Consider the following 26,440-nt stretch of genomic DNA (forward strand, 5'->3'; position numbering starts at 1 on the left):
TTCGTCAGCCCTTCTTTGCTTCTTCGGCCTGCTTGAGTTCCCACTGCGCCAGGCCGGCCGCGGCTTTGGCGCGCACCTTGGCCTGCAGCCAGCCGCTCCAGCCCATCAGCAGGCCGACAGGCCCCAGCGCCTGGCGGCTCCAGCGCCAGAAGTCGAACACGTCCACATGGCGCAGCAGCAGGCCTTCCTGCAGCTGCAGCTTGGCGGTGATGATGTTGTGCACCGGGCGGCCGGTGCTGCTGAAGGTGTACCAGGCTTCCCAGTGCACCGTGGCCTCGGTTTCGGTGCTGCTCAGCAGCTTGTATTCGAGCCGGAAGTCGCGCGCACTGGCACACAGCATGCGCCACATCATGCCGATCTCGGCGCCATGCAGGTCGAAGGCCGGGTCGGTGAAGTGCGCCTGCGGGTGGTAGCAGGCCTGCATGGCCACGCCGTCGCGCCGGGCGAAGGCGTCGTAGAAGCGAGTGGCGAGTTCGGCCGGAGTGGCCAGCGTGGGGTTGGGCATCGGCGCAGTTTAGGCGGCGACGGCGGCCGCTGGCTCGGGGATTGCCAGGCCCGTGACCGGCAACGCGTGGCCCGCCCTGGCGCTGGCACGGCCCAGGTCCAGCAGCTGCATCACGGCCAGCGCTTGCGCCGGCGGCACCGGGTTGGCGGCCAGGCCCAGCAAGGCGTCCCGCACCCCTGCGTAATAGCGTGTGTAGTCGCCCTGCTGCAGCGCCAGCGACTGCGGCGGCTGCAGTTCGGCCGGTGTGCCGGCCTGCGGCAGCGCCAGCTCGGCATGGCCGGGGTGGCGGCCCCATTGCGCCAGGCGCGCCGGGTCGGGCCGCTGGCCGGCTTTCAGCGCGTCTTCCTGGCCGTCCAGCCCCCAGATGCGCAGGCTGCCCGCGGTGCCGTGCAGCTCGAAGCGCGGGCCGGGCAGGGCAGCCAATGTGCTGGCTTGCAGCAACACGCGCAAGCCGCTGGCGTAGCCCAGGCGGGCCTGGAACCAGTCATCGGCCACCGCGCCATTGCGCTGCATCGCCAGTTCACATTGCAGGCTCGCCGGCACGCCGAAAAGCTGCAGCGCCTGGTCCAGCAGATGTGGCCCGAGGTCGGCCCACAGCCCGCCGCCTGGCGCGCTGGATTCGCGCCAGCGCTGGCGCACCTCGGGGCGGAAGCGGTCGAAGCACAGCGCTGCCTGCACCAAGCGGCCAAGCCGGCCGTCCTGCAGCAACGCGGCGGCGCTGAGGAAGTCGCCGTCCCAACGCCGGTTGTGGAACACACTGAGCAGGCGTTGTTGCCCGGCTGCGAGGGCCACGAGTTCGGCGGCTTCGGCCACGTCCAGCGCCATCGGCTTGTCGATCACCACCGCCTTGCCGGCCAGCAGCGCATCGCGCGCCAGCGGATAGTGCGTGTCGTTCGGCGATGCGATGACGATCAGGTCCAGCGGCAGCGCAAGCAGCGCCGCAGCGTCCGGCACCACGGTCACGTCTGCCCCGAGCACGGTATTGACCGCCTCGGCTTGTGAACTGGCCACTGCGGCCAGTCGCAAGCCCGGCGTGGCCTGCAGCAAGGGTGCGTGGAAAGTCCGGCCGGCGTAGCCGAAGCCGACCAGGCCGACCTGCAGGGTCTGGGTTGCCGTCATGGCTTGCGGGCCTTCGATGGCTGCGCGGGTTTCAGTTGCATGGGTTCCTCCTGGCCAGAGCGGCGAGTCTCGGTGCCAAAGCCTGCCGGCACAAGCCCATGGCCCGAGAAGCCTGTGGGGCCGGTGGCATCATCGTTTGCTGCCCAGGAGTGACTGCCCGCCATGAATGCTTCGCCCAATCCCTTGTTGACCGACTGGACCGGGCCGTTTGGCCTGCCGCCTTTCGAGCAGGTGCAGCCCGCGCACTTCGCGCCGGCGATGCGGCTGGCGATGCGTGAAAACCTGGCCGAGCTGGAGGCGATTGCCGCGAACACCGCGCCGGCGGATTTTGACAACACCGCCGCCGCGCTGGACCGTGCCGGCGCCTGGCTCTACCGGCTTTGCTCGCTGCTGGCCAACCTCAGCGCCTCGGCCACTTCGGCCGAGCTGCGCGAGGTGCAGCGCACGATGGCCGCGCCGCTGGCCGCGCACGACAGCGCGGTGAAGATGCATGCCGGCGTGTTCGCGAAGCTGGACGGGCTGCATGCACAGCGCGAGTCGCTGGCGCTGTCACCCGAGCAGCGCCGCCTGCTGGAGCGGCTGCACACCGACTGCGTGCACGCCGGCGCGCGGCTGTCTGCCGTGGCGCAGCCGCGCTACGCGGCCATCATGCAATCACTGGCCGAGCGCTGCACCCGCTTTGCGCAAAACGTGCTGGCCGACGAGGCCGGTTACCAGCTGGTGCTCGGCAGCGAAGCGGATCTGGCGGGCCTGCCGCCGTTTGTGCGCGCCGCTGCGCGCCAGGCTGCGAGCGAGCGCGGGCTGGAAGGCGAGGCCTGGGTGATCACGCTGAGCCGCTCGCTGATCGAGCCTTTCCTCACCTTCTCCGAGCGGCGCGACCTGCGCGAAACCGCGTGGCGCGCCTGGGTCGGCCGCGGAGAAGTGCCGGGCGAGACAGACAACCGAGAGCTGGTGCGCGAGATCCTGCAGCTGCGCCACGCACAGGCGCAGCTGCACGGCCACGCGAGTTATGCGGACTACGCGCTGGTGGACAGCATGGCCGGCGAGCAGTCGGCCGTGCGCGAGCTGCTGGGCGAGGTCTGGCAACGCGCCTTGCCGGCGGCCGAGCGCGAACGGGAGGCGCTGGTTGCGATGATGCGCAGCCGCGGCGTGATGCACGAGCCGATGGGCTGGGACTGGCGCTACTGGTCGGAGAAGGTGCGCCAGGCGCGCTTCGACATTGATGACGCCGAGGTCAAGCCGTACTTCTCGCTGGACCGCATGGTGGAGGCCTTGTTCGACTGTGCCCAGCGGCTGTTTGGCGTGCGCTTCGAGCCGCGGCCGGACGTGAAGGGCTACCACCCGGACGTCAAGGTCTACGAGATGTTCGATGCCACCGGCCGCAGCGCCGGGCTGTTTCTGCAGGACAACTTCGCGCGCCAGTCCAAGCGCTCGGGCGCGTGGATGAGCGGCTTCAACTACCAGTCGCGCAACCGCGGCGTGAGCCGGCCGCTGATCGTCAACAACAACAACTTCGTCAAGGCGCCGCCGGGCCAGCCCACGCTGCTGTCGTTCGACGATGCGCGCACGCTGTTCCACGAGTTCGGCCACGGGCTGCATGGCTTGCTGTCGGACGTGAGCTACCACCGGCTCTCGGGCACGCAGGTGCTGCGCGACTTTGTCGAGCTGCCTTCGCAGCTGTTCGAGCACTGGCTGGGCGAGCCCGAGGTGCTGCAGCGCCATGCGCGTCACTGGCAGACGGGCGAGCCGATTCCGCCATCGCTGATCGCGCGGCTGCAGAAGGCCAGGCACTGGGGCCAGGGCTGCGAGACGGTGAGTTATTTGGGCAGCGCGTGGGTGGACCTGGAGGTCCATGCGCTGACCGATCCAGACGGACCGGCAAATGTGACCGCCTTCGAGCGCGAGGCGCTGAAGCGGCTGGGCATGCCGGAGGCAATCGGCATGCGGCACCGGCTGGCCCACTTCCAGCACCTGTTCTCCGGTTCAGCGTATGCCGCCGGTTACTACGTGTACCTGTGGGCCGAGGTGCTGGATGCCGACGCGTTCAACGCGTTTGTCGAGGCCGGCGATCCATTTGACGTGGAGGTGGCGGCACGGCTGCGCCGCCACATCTACGCAGCGGGGGACACGGTGGACCCCCGCACGGCTTACACGTCCTTCCGGGGACGCTTGCCGAAGCTGTCACCGCTGTTGGCAAAACGCGGCTTGCTGGCGCCGGGCTTGCCGGCGTAAGGCGCGCGTTCGCCGCGGTCGGCAAAGGCCGGGCGCTCGCTTTTGAACGCCGGGCGCTCGCCGTTGAAGGCCGGGCGTTCGCCGTTGAAGCTCGGACGGTCATTGCTGAACGCCGGGCGATCCCCACCGAAACCACCGCGGTCACCGCGCGGCGCGAAGCCACCACGGTCGCCGCCGGCATTCGCTGCCTTGCGCTCGAAGTAGCCGCCGCCACGCTGTTCGCCGCGGTCGGCAAAAGCCGGGCGGTCGCCGCCGAAGCTGCGCTCGCCTTGCGGACGGTCACCTTGCGGACGGTCGAACGGGCCACGCTCAGGGCGCGGACCGCCGCGCGGGGCGAAGTCGTTGCCACGCGGGCCGGCAAAGCCGCCGAAGGGCTTGTTGCCCTGGTAGCCGCCACCGCCACGGTTGCCGAAGCCACCCTTGCCGCGCGGACCCATGCCGCCGCGGTCAGGCCGCTGGCCGAACATGTCGGGTGCCGGGCGGCTGGGTTCCAGGCCCGCCACGATGGCGACCGGGATCGGCTGCGTGGTGTAGTGCTGGATGCGGCGGATCATCGACACGTCACGGCGCTCGGCCAGCGTGATCGCGCGGCCAGAGCGGCCGGCACGGCCGGTGCGGCCGATGCGGTGCACATAGTCCTCGGCCTTCAGCGGCAGGCCGTAGTTGATGACGTGCGTGATGGTCGGCACGTCGATGCCACGGGCGGCCACGTCGGTGGCAACCAGGATGCGCACATGGCGCGAACGCAGGCCTTGCAGCACGCGGTTGCGGCGGCCTTGCGGCATGCCGCCGTGCAGCGCGGCGACCGAGTGACCCATTTCGTTCAGGCGGTCGGCCAGGCGGTCGGCGTCGATCTGGGTGCTGGTGAAGACGACGGCCTGGTCGACATCGCGGTCGGTCAGGATGTGGTCCAGCAGGGCATGCTTGTGGTCGAGGTCATCGGCCCACATGATTTCCTGCGAGATGTTCTCGTGCTTCTCGGTGTGGTCGGTGATCTCGATGCGCTCGACGTCGTCCTTCTGCAGGCGCTGGGCCAGGCGGCCGACTTCACCGGCGAAGGTGGCGCTGGCCATCAGGGTCTGGCGGCCGGCGGGCAACTGCTCGGCGATGTGCTCGATGTCCTCGATGAAGCCCATGTCCAGCATGCGGTCGGCTTCGTCCAGCACCAGCATCTCGACGTTTTCCAGCACGGCCTTGCCGCTGCCGATGTGGTCGATCAGGCGGCCCGGGGTCGCGATCAGGATGTCCAGCGGGCTGCGCAAGGCCTTCAGCTGCGCCGGGTAGGGCACGCCGCCGACCACGCTGGTCACGCTCAGGTAGTTGACGAAACGGCCGTAGCTGGAAGCGGCCTTGGCCACCTGCATCGACAGTTCACGGGTGGGCACCAGCACGAGGATGCGCGGGCCGCGCACTTCGCCCTTCTTGGGCTTCTGCGCCGGGTCCTGGCGGGCGGCCAGCACCTTCATCAGGGCCGGCAGCACGAAGGCCGCGGTCTTGCCACTGCCGGTGTTGGAGCACACGCGCAGGTCACGGCCGGCAAGGGCGGCCGGAATGGCTCGCGATTGCACGTCGGTGGGGTTTTCATAGCCGGCGGCGGTCAAGGCGCGCACCAGGGCCTCGTCGAGGCCCAAGGTTTCAAAAGTCATGGATTCGATCCTCAGCGGCCGTCCGTTGCACAGTTGGCAACCAGGTTGGGCACGCGGTGGGGCATAAAAACATCGCCACCGACCGCGTCTGCCAACGATCCGATGCACCGCAAAGTGCAAAGGCCAAAGGCAAGACCTGCTACAACGCTCACCCCAAAAGGGCGGCACCAAAACCGGGAGGTCGAAGGGGATGGACGAAATCCGACGGGCGCATCGCTTTGCGCGACACAACGGGTGGGCTGGAAAATACCCGGTTCTTGCGAACCTGGCCCCGGCCGTTTGCTGCCCGTCACTGTGAAGTGGCTGGCGGCCTGCCGGGTCTTGCCTTGTTGCGTTCACGCTGCCAAGCACACCACGCTGTTGAGGCGCTTTTGAGCTTGTGCAGACGGCTGCAGTCGTCGAAGCTGTGGATTCTAGCGTAAACCCTGAATCTTTGCACCCCTTTCCCTGCACTCCGATGCGTGATTAATCTCACGGTGCCGAGATGGACCGGCAACGTGTCGCGCTTGTGGCCGGCCACGGCAACCGCTGCAATGCCGAGCCCCTCTACCGCCAGGCCGATGCGGCGCTGTGTGCCGCCAAGCGCGCCGGCCGCTGCCAGATTGCGCTGGCGCAACCGGCCGCCAGCTGATCAGCAAGTGGCCCTGCCGCCGCGTTTACAAAGCTTCACGGCCCGCAGGTAACATTCATTTTCCAAGGGCGCGGGCCGGCCGAATTCGGCCGCTGCTGCGCCGCATCAGCGCGTCGGCCTGCCCGCAGCCGCCAAACCTCGCCGCCCGCGCCAGCCTCCTCTTTTTCGCCGTTCGCCTTGGCACCGTGCCGTGGCCGCAGTGGTTGCGGCCGGCCGGCTGCCTGCGCGGGCGGCCTTGCCAGCGTTGCCCCTCCATGCTTCATCAAAGCCGTGCTCCTTTCGCCCTCAAACGCCTGCCGCTGGCGCTGAGCTGCGGCCTCTGGCTGGCCGCTGCAGGCCTGCATGCCCAGACCGCACCCACCGAGCCGACGCCGCCTGCCGCCGAAGCGACTCTGCCGGCCGCCGCTGGTGCCACGCAAAAGGTCGAGATCAATGGTGCGCGCATCAGCGACACCGAACAGCGCCGCCGCTCCACCGCTTCGAAGATCATCGTCGGCCGCGAGGAGATCGAGAAGTTCGGCGACAGCACCGTGGGCGACCTGCTCAAGCGCCTGCCGGGCGTGACCATCGGCGGCACGCCAGGCCGCGGCGGCCAGATCCGCATGCGCGGCCTGGGCAACGGCTACACCCAGATCCTGCTGGACGGCGAGCGCGTGCAGGGCGGCCTGTCGCTGGACTCGCTGGACCCGGACCAGATCGAGCGCATCGAGATCATCCGTGCGCCCACGGCCGAAACCGGCGGCCGCGCGATTGGCGGCACGATCAACATCATCACCCGCGAAGGTTTCACCCGGAAGCTGAACGACCTGAAGGCCTCGGTCGCCTATGAAAATGGCCGCGTGCAGCCGCAGCTCAACTGGTCCCGCGAGGACAAGTTCGAGGCGCTGGGGCTGGACTACAACCTCAACATGGGCGTGAACCGGCGCGACACGGACGACAGGTCGGTGGTCACCACCACCAGCCCGACCAAGGACTACACCGAGACCGACACCTCGCGCAGCCAGCGCACCGGCGTGAACCTCGGCGGCAAGCTGCAATGGAAGCTCGAGGGTGGCGACTCGCTGCAAGTGATGCCGTTCATCGTGCATTCCGAAGGCGACAGCGACAAGACGGGCCAGGTGATCGGCACGGCGGTGCCGATGCTGCCGTTCTCGACCAGCCAGAGCCATTCGGACAGCAGCCTGACGCTGGGCCGGCTGAACAGCATGTACAAGGCGCAGATCGGCGACGGGCGGCTGGAAGCCCGCGTTGGCCTGGGCATGTCACGCAGCCTCAGCAATACCCATCGGGTGGAGCAGGACAGTGAAGACGCAACGGCCGGCAACGGTGGCGTAGCCACTTTCGACGACCGCACCTTGTCACGCGAGCGCAGTGCCAGCCTGAACACCAAGTACTCGCTGCTGCTGGAGAACGGCCACAACATCGTCTCCGGTTTGGAGCTGGATCGTTCGCACCTGAGCCAGAACCGCACTCAGTTGCAGGATGGAACACCGCTGCTGGATGCGAACCTCGAACAGGTCAGCGATCCCGGTGACAACCTGCAGGCCCGCAGCATGCGCACGGCCGTCTACAGCCAGGACGAGTGGACGATCAATCCGAACTGGTCCGCCTACGCCGGCCTGCGCTGGGAGGGCATCCGCACGCACAGCGAGGCGCCGAAATCCGACGGCAGCACGGTGGTTGGCGACAGCAGCTCCAGCGTCTGGACGCCACTGCTGCACGCCGTGTGGAAGCCCGAACCCAAGGGCGCGGACCAGGTCCGCATGAGCCTGACGCGCAGCTACCGCTCGCCACCGTTGGCCAACCTGATCGCCAGCACGGCCCCGTCCAAGCACAACTCCGAGACCAGCCCGGACCGCATCGGCAACCCGAACCTGAAGCCCGAGCTGGCCACCGGCATCGACCTGGCCTACGAGTACTACCTGCCCGGTGGCGGCATGCTCAGCATCAGCGCTTTCCGGCGCGACATCCAGGACCTGATGCGCACCGTCCCTTTTTCGCGGCTCAACCCGGACGGCAGCAAACAGTACTACACCCAACCTCAGAACATCGGCGATGCGATGACGCAAGGCGTGGAGATCGACGGCAAGCTGCGCCTCACCGAGCTGTGGCCCGACGCGCCCGCGGTGGACCTGCGTGCCAATGCTGCGCTGTACAACTCCAAGGTCAAGGAGGTGCCCGGCCCGAACAACCGGCTGGACCAGCAGGCCGCTGGCTCGTTCAACCTCGGCGGCGACTACAAGCTGCCCGGCACGCCGCTCACCATCGGCGGCAACTTCAACTGGCAGCCCGGCTACACCACCCGCCTGGAGTATGACCAGTACGCCAAGCAGAACGCCAAGCGGGTGGTGGACCTGTACGCGATGTACCAGCTCAGCCCCACCGCCCGCCTGCGGCTCACCGCCAGCAACCTCGCGCCGCGCGAGAACGACACCGAGAGCATCGTTGGCAATGAAACCGTGGCCACCCAGTCCCAGAGCTACCTCAATTGGCGCCTGGGCCTAGAGCTCAAGCTCTGACTTCTGCCCCAAGGGCCGGGCTTTGTCCGGCCCGCCCCCCGAGGGGAGCAAGTTGCCTTGGGACGGCCCGGCGGCAACTTGGCCTCACCCTCGCTTGGCCCGCATCGCCACCTTGGCCTCTCGGCCGCGGGCCTTCCACACCGCCAGCTGTTCGCGCCTGTCCTGCAGTGTCAGCTCGTGGCGCTGGGCCTCGCGCTGCAGCTTCTGGTAGCTGAGCAGGCGCTCGGGCGCGATCATCGGGCGCACCGCGCAGCCGGGTTCGTCGCGGTGCTCGCAGTCGCGGAAGCGGCAGTTGGGCGCGAGGCGGGCCACGTCGTCGAAGGCGCTGTCCAGTTCGTCGCCGCCAGCGTCCAACTGCAGGCCGCGCAGGCCTGGCGTGTCGATGATGCAGGCGCCGTCGGTGCACCAGTGCATCGAGCGAGCGGTCGTCGTGTGCCTGCCGCGGCCGTCGCCTTCGCGTGCGGCGCCGGTGGACTGGCCCTTGTCGCCGGTCAAGGTGTTGGTCAGCGTGCTTTTGCCTGCGCCGCTGGAGCCCAGCAGCACCAGGGTCTGACCCACTGACAGCCACTGCTTGAGCGATTCGGCCGCCTCTGCCGCCAGGCCGTTGACCGCGACCACGGGCACTGTCGCGCCCAGGCTGCCCAGGTGCTGGCGCACTGCGCGCAGCCGGCTCGCCGGGTCGGGGTGCAGGTCGGCCTGCGTCAGCACGACGACCGGCTGCACGCCTGCGAGTCGCACCAGTGCCAGGTAGCGGTCCAGCCGCCGCAGGTTGAAGTCGTGGCCGCAGGTCATCACCAGCAATGCGGTGTCCACGTTGCTGACCAGGGCCTGGCGGCGGCCGCTGCTGTCGCGGCGCAGCAGCCGGTTCAGCGGCGGCACGCGTGCGGCGACCCAGCTTTCGCCAGGCGCCGTGTCGCGCACGCTGACCCAGTCGCCCACCACCAGCTGCTCGTCCTGCATCTGCAGGGCCAGGCGCAGCGTGGGCCAGAGTTGCGCGCGTTGCGGCTGGTGGCCGTCGTGCAGCGTGAAGCGGTCGCGCTGGACCTCGGTGATGCGCATCAGCCGGTCGCCGGCTTCGTGGGGAAGGGAAAGGCTTTGCGCCAGCAGCGCCTGTTGCAGGCCGATGCGACGCAGGGCCTCGAAATCGATGGTCTCGATCATGGGTGTGTCTGAAATCCGTTGGGGCTCGACAGCCGCGCACAACAGGCGTGGCGCGGCAAACCACCGCCAGTGGTTGGCGGTGAACGGGCTGTGCGGCGAGCACCGCGACGGATCAGACGGGGAGGGGAACGATCAGCAGGCTTGGCTGCGGATCAGGCGGGCCGCAAGGCGCGGCCAGCAGAGAAAGCGAAGTCCGGGTTCCGACGCGGCGCTCAGCAGGCAGCCAGCAGGGTGGGGGTGCGGTGGGTATTCGTCATGCTCAGCCTCCTGCAAGTCGGGTGGAACGGAAAACGTGAGGCGCGACTGTCGCGCTGGTACGCCGCGATGTCAAGCAGGGACAATGCGGCCAATGGACAACACCCACATCGATTTCGAACTGCGCGGCGAATACATCACGCTGGACGCCTTGCTCAAGGCCACCGGGCTGGCGACCAGTGGCGGCCATGCCAAGCAGCTGATCGCCGACGGGCAGGTGCAAGTGGATGGCGCCACCGAGTTGCGCAAGACCTGCAAGATCCGCGTCGGTCAGCAGGTCCAGTTGGGCGACGGTCGCATCACCTTGCGGGCAGCCCAGGTCTGAGCCAGTTTCAGGGGTTCGGATTCGCCGCGCGCCAGGCCTGCACCGCCTTCATCATCGCGGTGACGTGTTCTTCCGGGTCGCCGGAGACCAGCGTGTCCAGCACCTGGCCACGTGGGCTGATGGCAAACGAGATGCGGTCGGCCACGTCGGGCAGCAGCGTCAGGCCCACGCCATAGGCCTTGATGGTGCGCGACTCGGGGTCTGCCGCCACCGCAAAGCTGTTGCGGCATTCCTCGACCGAAAAGCGCTGCAGGGTTTCGAGTGAATCGCGCGACATGCCGATCACCGTGGCGCCCAGCGCAGCGAACTTCGGCGTGGCCTCGGCGAACAGGTGGGCTTCCAGCGTGCAGCCGCTGGTGAAGGCCTTCGGGAAGAAGTACAGCACCACCGGGCCCTTCTTCAGCGCGCCGGAGAGCGAGAACTTGAAGGGTTGGCCACCGAGTGCGGCGTCGGCGTTGAAGTCAGGGGCCTTGTCGCCCGGGGCCAGTGCGGCCTTGGCCTGACCGACCACGGCCAGCGAGGCCACCAGCACACAACCCAGCATGCCCAGGCATGCACGACGAACCCACATTGGCTCACTCCAGGTGATGCGATGGCCCGGCCATGCGGCCCCCGGCGGGGGCCTCTGCACGGTGCCGCCCGTTCAACCCATCAGGGCTTCACGGTCGGGCCATCGGTGCCGAGCTCGACCCCGAAGGCCAGCGTCAGCTTGGCGAATTTTGCCGCATCGCTGGCCTGGTTGCCCATGTTGGCCAGCGTGTCATTGGCCGAGTGGATGTAAGGGTTGTCGTCGGTGAACGCGGCCTCGAAAGGCAGCGAAGCGGCGTAGCCCTTGCCATACCACGAGGCATGGTCCGAGCAGCCGTAGCCGCACTTGTCGTAGCCGACGGTCAGCGTGGGCAGGTAGGTCGAAGCCAGGTTGGCCAGGAAGGTGTTCTGCGCGCCGTTGGTGTAGTCGGTGTAGATGTAGATGTCCTTGGCGCTGCCCTGGTAGTTGGTCATGTCCAGCTGTAGCACGCCGACGACCTTCTTCAGCTGGCGCTTGTAGGACTTGGCAATCTCGGCCGAACCCAGCAGGCCTTCTTCCTCCGCGGCGTAACCCATGAACTGGATGGTGCGACGCGGCTTGTAGTTGTTGGCCACCATCACGCGCAGCACCTCGGTTAGCGTGGCGATGCCGGAGGCGTCGTCATCGGCACCGGGCGCGCGGGTCTCGTTGGTCACCTTGCCGGAGACGATGGAGTCCAGGTGGGCGCCCATCACGACGATTTCCTTGGGCTTGGCGGTGCCCTTGATGGTCAGGATGACCGACTTCTGCGGCCAGCCGGCATGCGTGAACTGCTCGACCGTGATGTCGCTGCGGGTGCCGGCCAGGGCCTTCCACATCGCCATGATCTTGTCCGAGGCCGCCACGCCGTAGGTGCTGGTGTAGTAGCGGTTCTGGAAGTCCGAGAGGGTCTGGATGGTCGACAGGATCTGGCTGTCCTGCACCTGCGTGATCATCGGCGCGACCTGGTCCTGGTTGTCGATGGTGTAGCTCGGCACCACGACCTGGCGGGCCAGGCTCTGCGCTTCCTGCTGCGAGTTCAGCGCGCTGAAGGCCTCGGCGCGCGAAGCATGGGCCACGAAGCCGGCGCAGCGGTGCGTGTCGGTGTGGATGGCTTCGCTCAAGGCGGGCAGCAGCGCGTTGTCGATGTGCACCACGTGCACCAGCTCGCGGCTTTCCTGCAGCGCGGCGCTGTGGCTGCCGGGCTTGGGCGTCTGCATGATCCATTCGCGCTGGGCTTGGCTGCGCACGTCCGGGTCGATCTTGCGCAGCAGGCCGAAGGCTTGTTCGCCCAGCGTGATCCAGGTCTGGGATTGGGCCGTGGCGGCGGCGGGCGCGGCCTGGGCGGTGGTGGCCAGCAGCGGCGTGGCCAGCATCAGGGCGGCGGCCAGGTGGGTCAGGCGCAGGGCGGGGGAGACGAAACGGAGCATGGCGAACCTCGTGAGTTGGAATCGATGCTCGCGCGCGCCGCCGGTTGGGCGATGCGCTGGCACCGTGGACTTGGCCGTGCCGCTGGGTTTTGTGACCCTTGTGCGACATCAGGCGCCGCGAGTATGTCCACGCCGCGCCGCCTGCCCATCCCTAGTCCGTGCAGTCCGAGCGTCACCATCCGGCCACGGGTCGCGGCCGGGACCAGGCGGCCGAGGCGTGAGGGCCAGGCCGCTGTCGCTGGCTCAGGGTCCGGCCACGGTGGCCGGCTCGCCCAGCTGGCGCAACTGAGCCTCGGCCTGGGCCACGTCCTTGTCGTATTCGGTGAGGCAACGGCTGCGTTCCTCGCTCTGCCATTCGGCGTTCGAGAACTCGGCCAGCACGTGGCTGCGCGTGGTGTAGACCTTGCCTTCGCGCGCGGCCAGCAGCGCGCGGTCCGGGAAACGGTCTTCGTGCAGCAGGAAGCCGGTCACGTCGCGCAGCGTCAGCGGGAAGGCCGGCTGGCCGTCGCGCAGCAGCTTGCCGAAGACCGGCAGCGCCAGTTCGCGCGTGCCCGCGGCCAGCGTGTCGTTGAAGCCGACCAGCGCAAACGGCTTGCCGTTGGCATCGTCTACCCGGCCGCTGATCACATAGCGGCCGGCCTGCTGCACCTGGAGTTTCAGCAGCAGGTTCAGCGAGCCGTCCTGCACCACCTCCCGCGTGCCGGGCAGCCAGGTGGCTGGCGCGGCGGGGGTGTAGATCACGTCGAAATACGCGTAGCCGGCTTGTTCGCCGGACTGCAGCGACAGCTCGATGCGAATCAGCCCGTCCAGCTCGGCAAAGCCTTGCGTGGCCGGCTGCCAGCGCAGCGTCAGCTCGCCGTCGCCGGCCTGCGCGTCGCCGTTCTGGCCATCGTCACGGAAGCTCACGTCGACCTGGCCGTAGCGGCTGGCGCGCTGCTGGCCTTGCGCGGCTTCGTGGGCGATGGCGCGCGTCACGGCCAATGGCAGCGCCTGGCCGGTGTCGTCCACCGCGGCCACGCTGAGCCGCACGGCTGCGTCGCCCTGCAGGTAGATGCGGTCCTGCGAGGTGCGCAGCTGGAACCCGTCCTTGGCCGGCGCGCCGGGCATGCGCAAGGGCATGGTTTCCTGCACAGGCCGGCCGGGGTGCAGCTGGTCGCCATGCTCCGCAGCCGGGCGGGATTCGGGCGGGTAGCGCGTGGCTGCCGCGTAGGCGTCCCGCACCTGCTGCGAACGTGCCAGGCGCTGCTGCCACAGCTCGCGCTGCGCGGCCAGTTCGGCCGGGTCGCGCACGCGACGCGGGCCTGGGCCGGCGGCTGGCGCAGGCGCTGAGCCAGGCTGCTGCGCCACGGGCGGTGCCGCCATCGCGAGGGCCGTGGCTGCCGGCTGCTGTGTGGCACTGCCGGCAGCCAGCCATCCGCCTGCGCCGAGCAGCGCGGTGGCGGCCAGCGCGGCGATCATGCGCCGTCGGTTCATCTCGGGCTGACCTTACTGGGCGTTGGTCACCATGTCCTGGCGCATCAGCGAGGTGATGCCGGCCCAGTTGCCGTTGGTGTAGTGGTTGTAGGCCTCGTTGCTGTCGCGGAAGCTCACCGAGTGGTAACTCCACTTGGTGCTGCCGCCTTCGTTGGCCGCGCTGCCGAGGTTCAGGTCGTTGCAGAACCAGTCCGATGGGTTGCACAGCGATTGGCCGCCTGTGCCCGAGATGCCGCCGCTGGAGTGGTAGGCGATGGCTTCGTCGTCCTGCCCCGGCAGCACCGCCGAATACAGCGTGCCGCTGGCGCCGGCGTACATGTAGAACCACTTGCTGCGGGTGCTGTTGTGGTCGTACATCGCGCGGGCGGTGGCGGTCTTCAGGTCCGAGACCAGCGGCTCGCTGAGCGCCCAGTCGCCGGCATTGGCCAGCTCGGAGCCGCCGGCAGCGCCGCCGGCGATGTCGATCCACTTGATGTTCCAGCCGGTCTGCGTGCTGGTGCCCGCGTTGCTGCAGGTGCCATCCGCCGCGGGCGTGGCGCTCTTCACGTTGCGGGTCGAGCCGCCGTACATCGCCAGGGTGTAGCCCATCATCAGGTCGCCGGCGCTGTGCGCCGCCACGTAGCACCAGTTGCTGCCGGTGCAGTAGCAGTCCAGCGCGTTGCGCACCAGGTAGTTCTGGTCGGCGATGTGGTTGTAGCCGTCCCAGTTGACCGACTTCTTGTTGACGCCCGCAGCGGTGCTGGCGGGGCCCCAGTAGGTGAAGTCGGCGTAGTTGCCGAGCTGGCCACCACCGCCGCGGCCGTTGACCCACAGCGCGTAGTTGGTGGCGCCCGCGAGATGGGCCATCCCCATCACCGCCAGCAAGCCGGCGGCGCCCAGCGCCCAGCGTTTCGTGCGTCCATGTCCGGCCATGCTTCGAGCTCCTCTGTGTGGTGGGAAGGCGGAAGGATCGGAGCGCACTATCGCCGCGGCCGGCGCCCGGCCGCGCGCGGACTTTCCCGCAGCCCTGCACGGCACCCTGCAGCATGGATGGGCCTTGCGACACGGCCGTGACGTGACGGCGCGATCGGGGACAACCCGGTGTGGCGGGCCATGAAAAACGGCCCCGAAGGGCCGTGTGGTGAGTGAGCTTTGGGGCCGTCGCTCAGGGCTGCGGCTTCAGCAGCGTCTGCTGCATGAACAGCACCATCGCGTAGAACTGGTAGTCGGCGTTTTCCTTGCGGCGGAAACCATGGCCTTCGTTCTCGGCGCGCAGGTACCAGACGGGCGTGCCGTTGGCGCGCACCTTGGCGACGATCTGCTCGGCTTCGGTGTAGGGCACACGCGGGTCGTTCTTGCCCTGCACGACGAAGATCGGCTTGTGGATCTTCGCGGCGTTGGTCAGCGGCGAGATCTGCTCCATGAAGGCTTTCATGGCCGGGTCGCGCTCGTCGCCGTATTCCGCGCGGCGAAGGTCGCGCCGGTAGCTTTCAGTGTTGCTCAGGAAGGTCACGAAGTGGGAGATGCCGACCACGTCGATGTTGCCTGCAATGCGGTCCGAGTAGTGGGTGGCGACGGCCAGGCTCATGTAGCCGCCATAGCTGCCACCGGTGACCAGCACGCGGCTGGCGTCCAGGTCCGGTTGGGTGGCGATCCAGTCCAGCAGCGCGCCGATGTCCTTCACCGAATCTTCCCGCTTGAAGCCGTTGTCCAGCGCCAGGAAGGTCTTGCCATAGCCGCTGGAGCCGCGCACGTTGGGCCGGATCAGCGTGACGCCGAGTTCGTCGATGAAGTAGTTGCCGCGGCCATTGAAGCCGAACTCGGACTGGCCTTCGGGGCCGCCGTGGATGTCGATCAGCACCGGGCGCTTGCCGGGGAACCGCGCGGCCGGGGCGCGGGTGATGAGGCCGGAGATGACCAGTCCGTCGAAGCTCTTCCAGCGGACGATCTGCTGCGCTGCGAACTTGCTGGCGTCCAGGCCCTCGGGCGCGAAGGCGCGGGTCCATTGCTGCACCTGGCCGCTGGCCGGGTTCAGGCTGTAGAGCTGGCCCGGGCCGGTCGAGTTGTTGACCGCAAAGGCCAGTTCGCGCGTGGCGGGGTGGAAGTGCAACTGGGCGACGGTGCCTTCGGGCAGCTTGGGCTGCGGCACTTCGGCCACCGTGCGGCCGTCGAACAGGTGCAGCGTGCCCATGCCGTCTTCATTGGCCAGCACGGCCAGCAGCGTGCCGTCCTCGGTCTGGCTGCTGACGCTCACGTCCCAGTGGATGTGGCGGCTGGCGCGCATCACCGCGCCGCTGGCCAGGTCCAGCCGCATCAGTTCCTGGAACTCGCCGTCGCGGTCGCTGGTGAAGATCAGGCCCTTGCCGTCGGGCTGGAAGGCGGCCGGCGTGTAGCTGGCCTTGGCCGCGGCGGTGCCCGCTGCGGGCAGCAGCTGGCGACGCTGGCCGGAGGCCATGTCCAGCAGCCAGATTTCCGACTCGTTGGCGGAGATGTAGTGGGTCAGCGCGAGCTGCCGGTCGTCGGGCGACACGGCGGTCGCTTCCCAGCCACCGCCGGGCAGCTCGGCCAGCTTGCGGCGTTCCTCAGGCTTGAGCGGGTCGGTCAGCCAGATGGCGGTGTCCACGCTGGCTCGCTTGCCGCCTTCGGCGGTCCGGTCCAGCGGCACCGAGCTGGAGATCAAGCGCGCAGGCGGCTTGGCTGCGGCGCCCGGTGCGCGTTCCTGGCCGTGCAGCCAGACATTGATCGCATGCCGCTGGTTGGGCTCGCCGATCGGCGTGACCAGGCGGGTGTCCAGGTCCAGGCGGTAGAGCTGGTCGGCCTCACTGCCACCGGCGCTGCGCTGGAAGACGATGTAGTGGCCGTCGCGCGGGTCATAACTGCCGGTGGTGGCGGGCTCGTTGCCTTCGGTCAGCGGCTCCAGGTCGGCCATCGGTCCGCTGAGGCGGAACAGCTGCGGCACGCTGGCGCCGGCCAGGCGGTGCGCGACCAGCATCTCGCGCTGGTTCGGATGCCAGTCCACGAACGCCGTGCCGCGGAACTCGGTGTAACGCTGCACGCTGTTGACCAGCGCCATCGGCACGGGCGGAATGCCTTGCACGACCAGGTTGGCATTCGGCGCGAGCACGCCGTTGTCGGCAGGCGAGGTGGGCAGGTTGCTGCAGGCTGCAGCCAGCGTGGCGCCCAGCAGGCAGAGGACGGACAAGGTGCGCATGGGTCGAAGCTCGTGGCGACGAAGGTGGCCCGTGGGCCGGAAGCGCCCTGGCGCAGGAGCGCGCGGGCGGCGAAGAACGGTGGGCTACTGTACCGCCGCAATCCGCCACGATCTGCCGCTCAGCGGCTCAGGCTCGGCGCCACACCAGCAGCTGGTTGTTGGCCGGCATCGCGCGGCGCTCGGCCAGCAGCAGGCCGTGTTTCGCCGCGGTCTGCTGCACGGCGGCGAGGCGGCGCAGGCCCCAGGCCGGGTCGCGCTGGCGCAGGTCCTCGTCGAAGGCGGCATTGCTGGGCGCCAGCGGTTCGCCTTCGATGATGAACGGGCCGTAGACGATGAGCTGGCCTTCGGGCTGCAGCACGGTGGCGGCCAGCCGCATCAGCGCGTCGCAGGTCGGCCACGGCGAGATGTGCAGCATGTTGGCGCAGAAGACCAGGGCCTGGCTGTCGGGCGCCACGGGGACCTCGGCGAGGTCGGCGGGCAGGGCCAGCAAGTCCAGCTCGAAAGGTGGCGCGACATTGGGTTGCGCCGCGCACCAGTGGCGGACCGAGGCGAAGTTGCCGTCGTCGGCGTCGGTCGGCTGCCAGTGCCAGCCGGGCAGCAGCGCGCCGAACCAGGCGGCATGCTGGCCGCTGCCGCTGGCGATCTCCAGCGCGTGGCCGTGGGCCGGCAGCAGGCCCAGCAAGGCTTCGCCGATGGGGCCGCGGTTGCGCTCGGCGGCCGGGCTGTAGCGCATTGCGGACGAGCTCATGGCGTGAGCCTCGTCATTGCGGCGTGTCGCCGGTCTGTTCCACGCCGGTCACCCAGGCATGGCGGATCAGCCGGCCGCACTGGGCCGAGGCAAAGCCCTGCTTGTCGCCTTCCTGCTGGCGCGCGAGCACGCCGTACCAGCGCTTGCTCTGGTCGATCCACGGATAGAAGCCGAAGGCGCCGGCGCTGCTGAAGGCGCCGTCGCCCACCACGCTGTCGTCCTCCACCCAGTGGCCCACCGAGTAGTGCCAGCTCTCGGCCGTGGGAATGGGGCCGACGACGGCGTTGGCGGTGCTGCAGCCGTGCGCTGCGTCCAGCGGGTTGGTGCAGACCGAGGCGTAGCCCAGTGCGCCATTCATCTTCAGCCGGCCGCCGAGGATGGCGCGCAGGAAGCTGGCGTAGCCATCGGCGGTGGTGTAGACGCCGCCGGCCAGCAGCGGCTGGCCGTAGCCAACGGTCACGCCCAGCGCCGACGAGACCTCGGCGCCCAGCGCCTGTGCCGTGTAGCTGCCCAGGCCCACCAGGCTGGCGTGTTTTTCCATGTGGCCGCTGTCGTAGTCGAACTTGCCGGTGGTGCTGGTGTCCTGCTGGCTGCTGGTGGCTGTGCTGTTGAGGCATTCGTCCACGGTCGTGATGCTGTCCGCGCCGCAGGCCACGGCGGACGACAGGTTGCCCAGGTTGGTGTAGCCGCTGGTGAAGTGCAGGTAGGGGAGGTCGGCCGTGGCGCTCAGTGCGCTGGCGCTGCCACGGCGTTGCACCACGTAGGCGCCGTAGATCCACTTCGAGGCAGAGGCAATGCTCATCAGCGTGCTGGCGCTGGCGCCGCGCTCGCCGGAGGCCAGCGCGCCATCGGCGTTGCCGATCTGCCAGAAGTAGCTGCCCAGCCTGTCGGTGCTGCAGAGCGCGTTGTGCTGCGCGGTGGCCGCGGCGGCCTCGGCGCTGGTGGACGTGGGTGCGGCGGGGGCGGGCGGCGGGGGCGAGGGCGGCGGCGGAGGTGGCGCAGGTGGCGTGGGACCTGGCGCAGGCGCAGGTGGGGGCGGCGGACTGACGTCGCCACCACTGCCGCCACCGCACGCGGTCGCCGCAAGAGCGGAACACAAGGCCATCCAGGCCAGGGCAAAACGTGGCGGCAAGGCGAATCTCCAAATCGGGCTGTACTGCAGCCGGGCAGCTTACCCGCTGGCGTCCTTGAAACCGCACGCCGCCCAGCCCCGGCCTGTGACCGTCTGTCTCCGTCCTCGGTGTCAATCCCTGGCCAGCTTCGGCACCACCGCGCAACAGTGGCGCACCGCGGCATCACCCTCGGAACGGCCGGCCCGCCGATGGCAGCTTCACTGCGGCGTGCTGCCGGTCTGCTCGACGCCGGTCATCCACGCATGGCGGATCAACCGGCCGCACTGGACCGAGGCATAGCCCTGCTGCTCGCCTTCCTGCTGGCGCGCGAGCACGCCATACCAGGTCTTGCTCTGGTCGATCCATGGGTAGAAGCCGAGTGCACCGGGGCTGCTGAAGCTGCCGTCGCCCACCGCGCCGTCGTCCTCCACCCAGTGGCCCATCGCGTAATGCCAGCTCTCGGTGGTGGGGATGGGGCCGACGACGGCGTTGGTCGAGTCGCAGCCGTGCGCGGTGTCTAGCGGGTTGGTGCAGACGGCGGCGTAGCCCAGCGCGCCGTTCATCTTCAGGCTGCCTTTCAGCACCGCGCGCAGGAAGCTGGCGTAGTCGTTGGCGGTGGTGTAGACCCCGCCGGCCAGCAGGGGCTGGCGGTAGACGAAGTTCGTGCCCAATTTCGACGAGATTTCGGTGCCCAGCGTCTGCGCGGTGTCGCTGCCCAGACCCAGCAGGCTGGCGTGCTTTTCCATGTGGCCGCTGTCGTAATCGAACTTGCCGACGGTCGACGGGTCCTGTTCGCCGCTGGTGGCCGAGTTGTTGAGGCACTCATCCACGGTGTGGATGCTGTCCGCGCTGCAGATCAGGCCCGATGAGAACGAGACACTGCCGAGGTTGGTGTAGCCGCTGGTGAAGTTCAGGTAGGGCAGGTCGGCCGTGCTGCTGAGTGCCTCGGCGCTGCCGCGGCGCTCTACCACGTAGGCCCCGTAGAGCCACTTCGAGGCCGAGGCAATGCTCATCGGCGTGGTGTCGGTGGTGCCGGTGCCAAGCTCGCCGGAGGCCATCGCGCCGTCGGCATTGCCGATCTGCCAGGCATAGGGGCCCAGCAGGTCGGTGCTGCACAGCGCGTTGTGCTGCGCGGTGGCCGTGGCGGCAGCGGCGCTGGTGCCCGTCGGCGGGGTCGGCACCGGGGCAGGTGACGGCGCAGGCGCAGGCGCGGGTGCACTGACGGCATTGTCGTCACCGCCACAGGCAGTCACGGCAAGGGCGGACGACAGGGCCATCCAGGCCAGGGTGAAACGAGGTAGCAAGGCAGACTCCAAAAAAGCAATAGGGTTACCGCTGACGTTACCTGCTGGCACTTGCCAGGCAGTTCGTCGACCAGGGGTAGTTTGTGACTGGGCGTTTCAGTCCGGCGTGCCGTTCTTCTGCTCGCGGCCGGTCATCCAGGCATGGCGGATCAGCCGTCCGCATTGCGCCGAGACATAGCCTTGCTGGTCACCGTCGTAGTCGCGCGCGAGGATGCCGTAGTAGTGCTTGCCGGCCTCCACCCACGGGTAGAAACCGAACGAGCCGGGGCTGCTGAAGGCGCCGTCGCCCACCGCAGGGTCGTCTTCCACCCAGTGCGCCAGCGAGTAGTGCCAGCTCTCGTTGGAAGGGATGGGGCCGGGCAGCGCCAGCGCCGGCGAACAGCCGTGCTGCAGGTCGCTGGGGTTGGTGCAGACAGCGTGCGTGCCCAGCGCGTTGCGCATCTTCAGCGAGCCCGCCAGCAGCAGCTGCAGGTACTGCCGGTAGGTGTCGGCATTGGTGTAGAGGCCCCCGGCCAGCAGCGGCTCACCGTAGACAAAGGGCACGCCCAGCGTGCCCAGCAGGGTGGTCGACAGATCCGGGTTGGTCAGTGTGCCCATGCCGTTCAGGCTGGCATGTTTTTGCAGGTGCCCGCCGTCGTAGTCGAACTTGCCAACGGTTGCGTCGTTCTTCTGGCCGCCACCCGGCACGGCGCGCAGGCAGTCGTCAACCGTGTCGACCCCATCGGCGGCGCAGGCCTGGGCCGCGGACATGTTGCCCATGTTGGTGTAGCCGCTGGTGAAGTTCAGGAAGGGCAGGTCGGCTTCAGGATCCAGCCAAGCCTGGCCACCGCGCAGCTCGACGACATAAGCACCGTAGACCCACTTGGAGGCCGAAGCCACGCGCATCGGCTGGACCGGGTCCGCGCCGGCCTGGCCGCTGGCCAACACCTGCGAAGCGTCGCCAATCTCCCAGTAGTACGGTCCCAGGCGGCCCTGGCTGCACATGGCGTTGTTCTGCGCGGTGGCCTTGGCCGCCAGCACGCTGTTGGCCGTGGGACCGGCGAACCCGTTCGGAGGGCCGGCGAACGCGGTCCCGTGAGCGGCCAACAGCAGGGCGAGCGGGGCCACGACCGCCCCTGAACGGACTTGAGACTTGCACATGGTGATTCCCAACGCGGAAAAGGAAAAAGAAAGCAGGCGCGCTGCGCACCATCGCCAGCGCTTCGGGGCGCGTTTCGGCAAGCTGCATGCCGCGGCGGCCTTGATCGGGCCGTCGTACAAGCCTGTCGGACAAGCACTGACAGGGGCCGGCGCCAGTCGCCGACATCCGGCGCGGCGTTGCGCCGATGGGCAGCCTCTGCAGGAAGCCTAGAGTGCATTCCAAGCCGATCCCGTTTGCTCGCGCGCCGAATGTCGAGGCACTGCGTTGAAGGGATCAAAAGGAGATCCTCATGGACATCACCTTGACCCAAGCAAAGCAGACCTCGTCTCTGCCGGCCGCCGTGATTTACCAGCTGCGCTTCCAGTCGCTGTTCAACCAGGGCCGGGCGATGGCGTTTCCGTGCGACGCCGCCGGCCACGTGGACCTCGACGCGCTGAGCGAAGCGGCGCGCGACAACTACTTCTATGCCCGCGCGGTGATCGGCCGCGAGTACGCGGTGCCGGCCGTCGTGCCGCTGTACCACTGACCCTCGCGGGGTGGCCCGGCTTCGGGCCGCGGTTTGTGCAGCAGGTATCGTTCGCCTCTTGACGGTGGCGCTCGCCACCTTTTCCAAGGCGATGTGGACGAGACGATGAACCTGCTGCTGGCCCCGATGGAGGGCTTGCTCGATTTCACCTTGCGCGACGTGCTGACACGCGCCGGCGGCATTCACCGCTGCGTGAGCGAGTTCATCCGCATCACCGACATGCTCTTGCCCGAACGGGTCTACGAGCGCGTGATGCCCGAGCTGGCCAACGGCGGTTTCACGCCGGTTGGCATTCCGGTGCGCGGCCAGTTGCTGGGCTCGGACCCGGCCTGCCTGGCCGACAACGCCGCTCGCCTGGTGTCGCTCAGTCCGCATGGCGTGGACCTGAACTTCGGCTGCCCGGCCAAGATCGTCAATCGCCACGGCGGCGGTGCCTCGTTGCTGGACGACCCCGAGCTGCTGCACCGCATCCTCGCCGAGGTGCGCCGCAGCGTGCCGGCTGGCACCGTGGTCTCGGCCAAGATGCGGCTGGGCACGCAGGACGACAGCCGGGCGCTGGACTGCGCGCGTGCGCTGGCGGATGGCGGGGCGATGGAAATCGTCGTGCACGGCCGCACCAAGCTGCAGGGCTACAGGCCGCCGGCCTACTGGGCGCGCATTGGCGAGGTGCGAGAAGCGGTGAAGGTGCCGGTGATCGCCAACGGCGAAATCTGGCGCGTGGCCGATGCCAGGCGCTGCCTGGCCGAGTCCGGCTGCCGCGACCTGATGCTGGGCCGCGGCCAGGTGGCCGACCCAGGCCTGGCGCTGGCCATCCTGCACGACCAGTTGGTGGGCGACGCAGATGATGCCCGGGCGCCCACGCTGAGCTGGCCCGAAGTGCTGCAGCTGTTCGCTGCCTACTGGGACATCGTGCGGGCGCACATCGTGCCGCGCTACCAGGCGGGCCGGCTCAAGCAGTGGCTGCAGCACCTGCGCCGGCGCTACCCCGAGGCCGAGCGGGCTTACCAGGCGCTGCGCACCGAGCAGGACGCGGAACGGCTGGCCACCACGCTGCTGGCCGAGCTGCCGCAGGCCTGCCTTGCCGGGCCGATGGGGGCTGGCCGGTACACTGCGGGCTTCGCTGCGGCGCTGCCGCACGCAGGCAAATCCGCCCAGCTGCCTCCTCCAGAGTCCCTTCCAGCCAATGGCCGTTTCCTCCAAGGCATCCAAAGCGAACGCCACCGCGGTGTTCGACCTGAAGAGCGCGCAGCTGAGCGTGCTGGCGCTGCTGCTCAAGACGCCTGAACTGGAAGCCCTGCGCGAGGCGCTGGCCCAGCGCTATGGCGCGACACCCGGCGTGTTCGAGCAGGAACCCCTGTGCATTGACCTCTCCGCGCTGCGCGAAGCCGCCCGGCCGCTGGATTTCGAGGCGCTGCTGGCGCTGCTGCGTGGCCACGGCTTCAATCCGGTGGCGGCGCGCGGTGGCAGCGAAGAGCAGATGGCCGCGGCGCGGGCCGCGGGCTTGAGCGAAGCGCCGGACGAGGTGGCACCGCGTGCCGAGCCCGCGCAAGATTTGCCGCAAGCTGTCGAACCGGTGGCCGAGGTGGCGGTTGAAACGCCGGCCGAGCCCGTTGCGGCTCCGGTGCCGGTCGCCGAAGCGGCGGCGGCGGCAGCTGCCGCACCTGCTGTACAGGCTCGCACGCTGATCATCGACAAGCCGCTGCGCTCGGGCCAGCAGGTCTACGCCCGGGGTGGCGACCTGATCGTGCTGGCAGTGGTGAGTTTCGGTGCCGAGGTGATTGCCGACGGCAGCATCCATGTCTATGCCCCGCTGCGCGGCCGCGCGCTGGCCGGCGCCCAGGGCGACACCTCGGCGCGCATCTTCGCCGCCGTGATGGAGCCGCAGCTGGTGTCGATCGCCGGCACCTGGCGCACGCTGGAAAACGGGCTGCCGGCCGACGTGGTGGGCAAGCCCTCGCAAGTGCGGCTGGACGGTGACAAGCTGCTGTTCGAGCCGCTGAAGTTCTGAGTGATGAATGCCCCCAGACCTGCCGCTTCGCGTCAGGCCCCCCGAGGGGGTCAAGGAAACTTGGGGCGGCCCAGCGTTTCCGTGAGTTTTTTGAGTTCTGTCGTTTATCCGGCCGGCCTTGGCGGCTTGCCGGTTGGCTGCAAAGGATGTGTTTGAGATGAGCAAGATCGTGGTGGTGACTTCAGGCAAGGGCGGCGTGGGCAAGACCACCACCAGCGCCAGCTTTGCGTCTGGCCTGGCCTTGCGCGGCCACAAGACCGCGGTGATCGACTTCGACGTCGGCCTGCGCAACCTGGACCTGATCATGGGTTGCGAGCGCCGCGTGGTCTATGACCTGATCAACGTGATCCACAACGAGGCCAAGCTCAGCCAGGCGCTGATCAAGGACAAGCAGTGCGACAACCTGTTCGTGCTGGCGGCCTCGCAGACGCGCGACAAGGACGCGCTGACGCAGGACGGCGTCGAGCGGGTGCTCAAGGAGCTGTCCGACATGGACTTCGAGTACATCGTGTGCGACTCGCCGGCCGGCATCGAGACCGGCGCGCTGATGGCCATGCACTTCGCCGACGAGGCGCTGGTCGTGACCAACCCCGAGGTCTCCTCGGTGCGCGACTCGGACCGCATCCTGGGCATGCTGGCCAGCAAGACCAAGCGCGCGATCGAAGGCAAGGAGCCCATCAAGGAGCACCTGCTGATCACCCGCTACAACCCGAGCCGCGTGGTCGGCGGGCAGATGCTGTCGCTGGACGACATCCAGGAAATCCTGCGCATCGAGCTGATCGGCGTGATCCCCGAATCGGAAAGCGTGCTGGACGCGTCCAACCAGGGCTTGCCCGCCGTGCACCTGAAGGGCACGGACGTGGCCGAGGCCTACCAGGACGTGGTCGCCCGCTTCCTGGGCGAAGACAAGCCGATGCGCTTTGTCGACGCGGCCAAGCCCGGCTTCTTCAAGCGCATGTTTGGCGGGAGGTGAGCGGCATGTCTTTTCTCTCTTTCCTGCTCGGCGAGAAGAAGGCCACGGCCAGCGTGGCCAAGGAGCGCCTGCAGATCATCCTCGCGCACGAGCGCAGCGGCCGCAGTGCCGCCACCCCCGACTACCTGCCGGCGCTGCAGCGTGAGCTGGTCGCGGTGATCTCCAAGTACGTCTCCATCAATCCGGAAGACATCAAGGTGCTGCTGGAACGGCAGGACAACCTGGAAGTGCTGGAAGTCAAGATCGAGTTGCCTGACCGGAAGTAGGCGGGCTTGCCCGTCGGCCGTCCGGCGGCAGTGCGGCCGACGAGACCACCTGGCCATGGGCCTGCAGCAGGTGGCCGAGGTTGGCGGAGCCGCCCGCCGGGGCACTTCAGTCCGGCTGCGTGCCGGTCTGTTCGCGGCCCGTGACGAAGGCCTGGCGGATCAGCCGTCCGCACTGGGCCGATTCGTAGCCGGAGGCAAAGCCCTGCTCGTCGCCATCGCGTTGGCGGGAGATGACACCGTAGAAGCGCTTCTCGCTGTCGATCCAGGGGTAGAAACCCAGCGCACCGGGGCTGCTGAACGCGCCATCGCCCATCACCGGGTCGTCCTCCACCCAGTGGCCCAGCGCGTAGTGCCAGCTCTCGCTTTCAGGAATGGGCGCGGGCAGCGAGGCATCCGGCGAGCAGCCGTGCGCGGTGTCGGTTGGGTTGGTGCACACGGCATGGGCGCCCAGGCTGGCCGCCAGGTTCAGCTCGCCCTTGAGCAGCTTGCGCAGGAACACGGCGTACTGCGCGGCGCTGATGTGCACGCCGGCCGCCACCAGCGGCTGAGCGTAGTTCAGGCTCACGCCCAGCGCCTGGCCCACGGCCTGGCTCAGCATGGGGCCGTCCACCGCACCCAGGCCGTGCAGGCTGGCGTGCTTTTGCATGTGGCCGCTGTCATAGTCGAACTTGCCCACGGTGGCCGGGTCCTGCTGGCCGGTGACGGGCGTGGCGTTCAGGCAGTCATCCACGGTGATCACCTCACCCAGGCCACAAAAGGCGGCAGACACCATGTTGCCCAGCCGGGTGTAGCCGCTGGTGAAGTGCAGGTAGGGCAGGTCGGCTTCCGGGTCCAGCGGGTGTGTGGAGCTCAGCTTCTCGAACACGTAGGCCACATACAGCCACTTGGAGCCGGAGGCCACGCTCATCACCGTGCCGGCGCCGGGTCCGGTGGAGCCGCTCACCAGCGCACCCTCGGCATTGCCGATCTCCCAGTAGTAGGGGCCAAGGCGGCCGTTGCTGCACAGCGGGTTGTTCGCTGCGGTGGCAATGGCCGCCGCCAGGCTGAGGCTGCTGGGCACCCCGTAGGCGGCCTTCGCGGGGGTGTCCGTCGGCGGCGCGGCGGCGCTGGCCGATGAGCAGGTGAGCGTTGGCCAGGTGGCGGCCAGCAGCAAGCTGCGCCGCAGCGCGGCGGCGTCGAGTCCGTTCTTCATTGGTCTTCTCCCTTGACCGGCGGTTTTCCCCGGCGGTGCGGCCAACGCAAGAGCCATGCCTTTTGCGGGCTTTGCCACAAGGTCAACCTAGGGGCCGAAGAACCTGCCGCTGCCGTGGATTGACCGATACGGTTGCG

The 26,440-nt window shown here is 68.7% G+C and carries 24 protein-coding genes; 10 read left to right on the plus strand and 14 right to left on the minus strand.

Annotated features, from left to right (window positions below; genetic code table 11):
• Positions 1-4 precede the first annotated feature (4 nt).
• Positions 5-505: a nuclear transport factor 2 family protein gene (locus ACAH41_RS17045; RefSeq protein ID WP_325656751.1), complete on the minus strand. Its 501-nt coding sequence runs from the start codon at positions 503-505 to the stop codon at positions 5-7.
• Positions 506-514: 9 nt separating this feature from the next.
• Positions 515-1,624, minus strand: coding sequence for an oxidoreductase (locus ACAH41_RS17050; RefSeq protein WP_325656749.1), 1,110 nt, complete (start codon positions 1,622-1,624; stop codon positions 515-517).
• A 162-nt stretch (positions 1,625-1,786) separates the two neighbouring features.
• Between ACAH41_RS17050 and ACAH41_RS17055 the strand changes: the two genes are divergently transcribed.
• Positions 1,787-3,856: a M3 family metallopeptidase gene (locus ACAH41_RS17055; protein WP_325656747.1), complete on the plus strand. Its 2,070-nt coding sequence runs from the start codon at positions 1,787-1,789 to the stop codon at positions 3,854-3,856.
• On the opposite strand, the gene ACAH41_RS17060 is transcribed toward ACAH41_RS17055, so the two are convergent.
• Positions 3,772-5,502 carry a DEAD/DEAH box helicase gene (locus ACAH41_RS17060; RefSeq protein WP_325656745.1) on the minus strand — a complete coding sequence of 577 codons (1,731 nt, stop codon included), beginning with the start codon at positions 5,500-5,502 and terminating at the stop codon, positions 3,772-3,774. The two genes, ACAH41_RS17055 and ACAH41_RS17060, sit on opposite strands and share 85 nt — an antisense overlap.
• Positions 5,503-5,986: 484 nt before the next feature.
• Here ACAH41_RS17060 and ACAH41_RS17065 point away from each other — a divergent pair, with 484 nt between their 5' ends.
• The gene (locus ACAH41_RS17065; RefSeq protein WP_325656743.1) at positions 5,987-6,133 is read left to right on the plus strand and encodes a hypothetical protein; all 147 of its coding nucleotides are present in this window, start codon (positions 5,987-5,989) and stop codon (positions 6,131-6,133) included.
• A gap of 254 nt (positions 6,134-6,387) precedes the next feature.
• Entirely contained in the window at positions 6,388-8,652 is a 2,265-nt protein-coding gene (locus ACAH41_RS17070; RefSeq protein WP_325656741.1) for a TonB-dependent receptor, read from the plus strand.
• An 84-nt stretch (positions 8,653-8,736) separates the two neighbouring features.
• Here the strand turns inward: ACAH41_RS17070 and rsgA are convergent, their stop codons facing one another.
• A complete protein-coding gene (gene rsgA / locus ACAH41_RS17075) occupies positions 8,737-9,813 on the minus strand; it encodes a ribosome small subunit-dependent GTPase A (protein WP_325656739.1) in 1,077 nt (358 codons plus the stop codon).
• Between the two features lie 349 nt (positions 9,814-10,162).
• Between rsgA and ACAH41_RS17080 the strand changes: the two genes are divergently transcribed.
• Entirely contained in the window at positions 10,163-10,393 is a 231-nt protein-coding gene (locus ACAH41_RS17080; protein ID WP_325656737.1) for an RNA-binding S4 domain-containing protein, read from the plus strand.
• A 7-nt stretch (positions 10,394-10,400) separates the two neighbouring features.
• Here ACAH41_RS17080 and ACAH41_RS17085 read toward each other — a convergent pair whose 3' ends face one another.
• From ACAH41_RS17085 to ACAH41_RS17125, 9 genes are all read right to left on the minus strand, one after another.
• Positions 10,401-10,964, minus strand: coding sequence for a peroxiredoxin (locus ACAH41_RS17085; RefSeq protein ID WP_325656735.1), 564 nt, complete (start codon positions 10,962-10,964; stop codon positions 10,401-10,403).
• Between the two features lie 80 nt (positions 10,965-11,044).
• On the minus strand, positions 11,045-12,370 hold the full coding sequence (locus tag ACAH41_RS17090) for a M20/M25/M40 family metallo-hydrolase (protein WP_325656733.1): 1,326 nt from the start codon (positions 12,368-12,370) through the stop codon (positions 11,045-11,047).
• 243 nt (positions 12,371-12,613) lie between these two features.
• The gene (locus tag ACAH41_RS17095) at positions 12,614-13,843 is read right to left on the minus strand and encodes a choice-of-anchor X domain-containing protein (RefSeq protein ID WP_325656731.1); all 1,230 of its coding nucleotides are present in this window, start codon (positions 13,841-13,843) and stop codon (positions 12,614-12,616) included.
• A 12-nt stretch (positions 13,844-13,855) separates the two neighbouring features.
• Entirely contained in the window at positions 13,856-14,755 is a 900-nt protein-coding gene (locus ACAH41_RS17100) for a hypothetical protein (protein WP_325656729.1), read from the minus strand.
• A 232-nt stretch (positions 14,756-14,987) separates the two neighbouring features.
• Positions 14,988-17,033, minus strand: a complete 2,046-nt coding sequence (locus tag ACAH41_RS17105) for a prolyl oligopeptidase family serine peptidase (protein WP_325656727.1) — start codon at positions 17,031-17,033, stop codon at positions 14,988-14,990.
• A gap of 127 nt (positions 17,034-17,160) precedes the next feature.
• Positions 17,161-17,781 carry a DUF938 domain-containing protein gene (locus ACAH41_RS17110; RefSeq protein ID WP_325656725.1) on the minus strand — a complete coding sequence of 207 codons (621 nt, stop codon included), beginning with the start codon at positions 17,779-17,781 and terminating at the stop codon, positions 17,161-17,163.
• Between the two features lie 13 nt (positions 17,782-17,794).
• Positions 17,795-18,913 carry a hypothetical protein gene (locus tag ACAH41_RS17115; RefSeq protein ID WP_325656723.1) on the minus strand — a complete coding sequence of 373 codons (1,119 nt, stop codon included), beginning with the start codon at positions 18,911-18,913 and terminating at the stop codon, positions 17,795-17,797.
• Between the two features lie 198 nt (positions 18,914-19,111).
• Positions 19,112-20,074, minus strand: coding sequence for a hypothetical protein (locus tag ACAH41_RS17120; protein WP_325656721.1), 963 nt, complete (start codon positions 20,072-20,074; stop codon positions 19,112-19,114).
• 219 nt (positions 20,075-20,293) lie between these two features.
• Positions 20,294-21,304 carry a hypothetical protein gene (locus ACAH41_RS17125; RefSeq protein WP_370538385.1) on the minus strand — a complete coding sequence of 337 codons (1,011 nt, stop codon included), beginning with the start codon at positions 21,302-21,304 and terminating at the stop codon, positions 20,294-20,296.
• A gap of 31 nt (positions 21,305-21,335) precedes the next feature.
• On the opposite strand from ACAH41_RS17125, the gene ACAH41_RS17130 reads away from it, so the two are divergent.
• The 6 genes from ACAH41_RS17130 (at position 21,336) to minE (ending at position 25,111) form a co-directional block, all read left to right on the plus strand.
• Positions 21,336-21,548: a hypothetical protein gene (locus ACAH41_RS17130; protein WP_325656714.1), complete on the plus strand. Its 213-nt coding sequence runs from the start codon at positions 21,336-21,338 to the stop codon at positions 21,546-21,548.
• Positions 21,549-21,627: 79 nt separating this feature from the next.
• Positions 21,628-21,864, plus strand: coding sequence for a hypothetical protein (locus ACAH41_RS17135; RefSeq protein WP_325656713.1), 237 nt, complete (start codon positions 21,628-21,630; stop codon positions 21,862-21,864).
• A gap of 105 nt (positions 21,865-21,969) precedes the next feature.
• Positions 21,970-23,148 carry a tRNA-dihydrouridine synthase gene (locus tag ACAH41_RS17140; protein WP_325656711.1) on the plus strand — a complete coding sequence of 393 codons (1,179 nt, stop codon included), beginning with the start codon at positions 21,970-21,972 and terminating at the stop codon, positions 23,146-23,148.
• Complete coding sequence (minC, locus tag ACAH41_RS17145) at positions 23,048-23,872, plus strand: septum site-determining protein MinC (RefSeq protein ID WP_325656710.1); 825 nt, start codon at positions 23,048-23,050, stop codon at positions 23,870-23,872. The genes ACAH41_RS17140 and minC overlap by 101 nt, the downstream gene beginning before the upstream one ends.
• A 157-nt stretch (positions 23,873-24,029) precedes the next feature.
• Positions 24,030-24,845 (plus strand): septum site-determining protein MinD, encoded by an 816-nt coding sequence (gene minD, locus ACAH41_RS17150; protein WP_325656707.1) that lies wholly within the window; start codon positions 24,030-24,032, stop codon positions 24,843-24,845.
• 5 nt (positions 24,846-24,850) lie between these two features.
• A complete protein-coding gene (gene minE / locus ACAH41_RS17155; protein ID WP_141290049.1) occupies positions 24,851-25,111 on the plus strand; it encodes a cell division topological specificity factor MinE in 261 nt (86 codons plus the stop codon).
• Positions 25,112-25,217: 106 nt separating this feature from the next.
• Here minE and ACAH41_RS17160 read toward each other — a convergent pair whose 3' ends face one another.
• On the minus strand, positions 25,218-26,303 hold the full coding sequence (locus tag ACAH41_RS17160) for a hypothetical protein (RefSeq protein WP_325656703.1): 1,086 nt from the start codon (positions 26,301-26,303) through the stop codon (positions 25,218-25,220).
• Between the last annotated feature and the right edge of the window lie 137 nt (positions 26,304-26,440).

The sequence above is a fragment of the Ideonella sp. genome, from assembly GCF_041287625.1.
Lineage (GTDB): Bacteria > Pseudomonadota > Gammaproteobacteria > Burkholderiales > Burkholderiaceae_C > Ideonella.

Coding starts and splice junctions, on each gene's coding strand:
- ACAH41_RS17045 (WP_325656751.1), bottom strand. CDS start 505: ATGCCCAACCCCACGCTGGCCACTCCGGCCGAACTCGCCACTCGCTTC.
- ACAH41_RS17095 (WP_325656731.1), bottom strand. CDS start 13,843: ATGAACCGACGGCGCATGATCGCCGCGCTGGCCGCCACCGCGCTGCTC.
- minD (WP_325656707.1), top strand. CDS start 24,030: ATGAGCAAGATCGTGGTGGTGACTTCAGGCAAGGGCGGCGTGGGCAAG.
- ACAH41_RS17140 (WP_325656711.1), top strand. CDS start 21,970: ATGAACCTGCTGCTGGCCCCGATGGAGGGCTTGCTCGATTTCACCTTG.
- ACAH41_RS17080 (WP_325656737.1), top strand. CDS start 10,163: ATGGACAACACCCACATCGATTTCGAACTGCGCGGCGAATACATCACG.
- ACAH41_RS17135 (WP_325656713.1), top strand. CDS start 21,628: ATGGACATCACCTTGACCCAAGCAAAGCAGACCTCGTCTCTGCCGGCC.
- ACAH41_RS17050 (WP_325656749.1), bottom strand. CDS start 1,624: ATGACGGCAACCCAGACCCTGCAGGTCGGCCTGGTCGGCTTCGGCTAC.
- ACAH41_RS17065 (WP_325656743.1), top strand. CDS start 5,987: ATGGACCGGCAACGTGTCGCGCTTGTGGCCGGCCACGGCAACCGCTGC.
- ACAH41_RS17070 (WP_325656741.1), top strand. CDS start 6,388: ATGCTTCATCAAAGCCGTGCTCCTTTCGCCCTCAAACGCCTGCCGCTG.
- ACAH41_RS17160 (WP_325656703.1), bottom strand. CDS start 26,303: ATGAAGAACGGACTCGACGCCGCCGCGCTGCGGCGCAGCTTGCTGCTG.
- minE (WP_141290049.1), top strand. CDS start 24,851: ATGTCTTTTCTCTCTTTCCTGCTCGGCGAGAAGAAGGCCACGGCCAGC.
- minC (WP_325656710.1), top strand. CDS start 23,048: ATGGCCGTTTCCTCCAAGGCATCCAAAGCGAACGCCACCGCGGTGTTC.
- ACAH41_RS17110 (WP_325656725.1), bottom strand. CDS start 17,781: ATGAGCTCGTCCGCAATGCGCTACAGCCCGGCCGCCGAGCGCAACCGC.
- ACAH41_RS17100 (WP_325656729.1), bottom strand. CDS start 14,755: ATGGCCGGACATGGACGCACGAAACGCTGGGCGCTGGGCGCCGCCGGC.
- ACAH41_RS17055 (WP_325656747.1), top strand. CDS start 1,787: ATGAATGCTTCGCCCAATCCCTTGTTGACCGACTGGACCGGGCCGTTT.
- ACAH41_RS17090 (WP_325656733.1), bottom strand. CDS start 12,370: ATGCTCCGTTTCGTCTCCCCCGCCCTGCGCCTGACCCACCTGGCCGCC.
- ACAH41_RS17085 (WP_325656735.1), bottom strand. CDS start 10,964: ATGTGGGTTCGTCGTGCATGCCTGGGCATGCTGGGTTGTGTGCTGGTG.
- ACAH41_RS17130 (WP_325656714.1), top strand. CDS start 21,336: ATGGTGATTCCCAACGCGGAAAAGGAAAAAGAAAGCAGGCGCGCTGCG.
- ACAH41_RS17060 (WP_325656745.1), bottom strand. CDS start 5,502: ATGACTTTTGAAACCTTGGGCCTCGACGAGGCCCTGGTGCGCGCCTTG.
- rsgA (WP_325656739.1), bottom strand. CDS start 9,813: ATGATCGAGACCATCGATTTCGAGGCCCTGCGTCGCATCGGCCTGCAA.
- ACAH41_RS17105 (WP_325656727.1), bottom strand. CDS start 17,033: ATGCGCACCTTGTCCGTCCTCTGCCTGCTGGGCGCCACGCTGGCTGCA.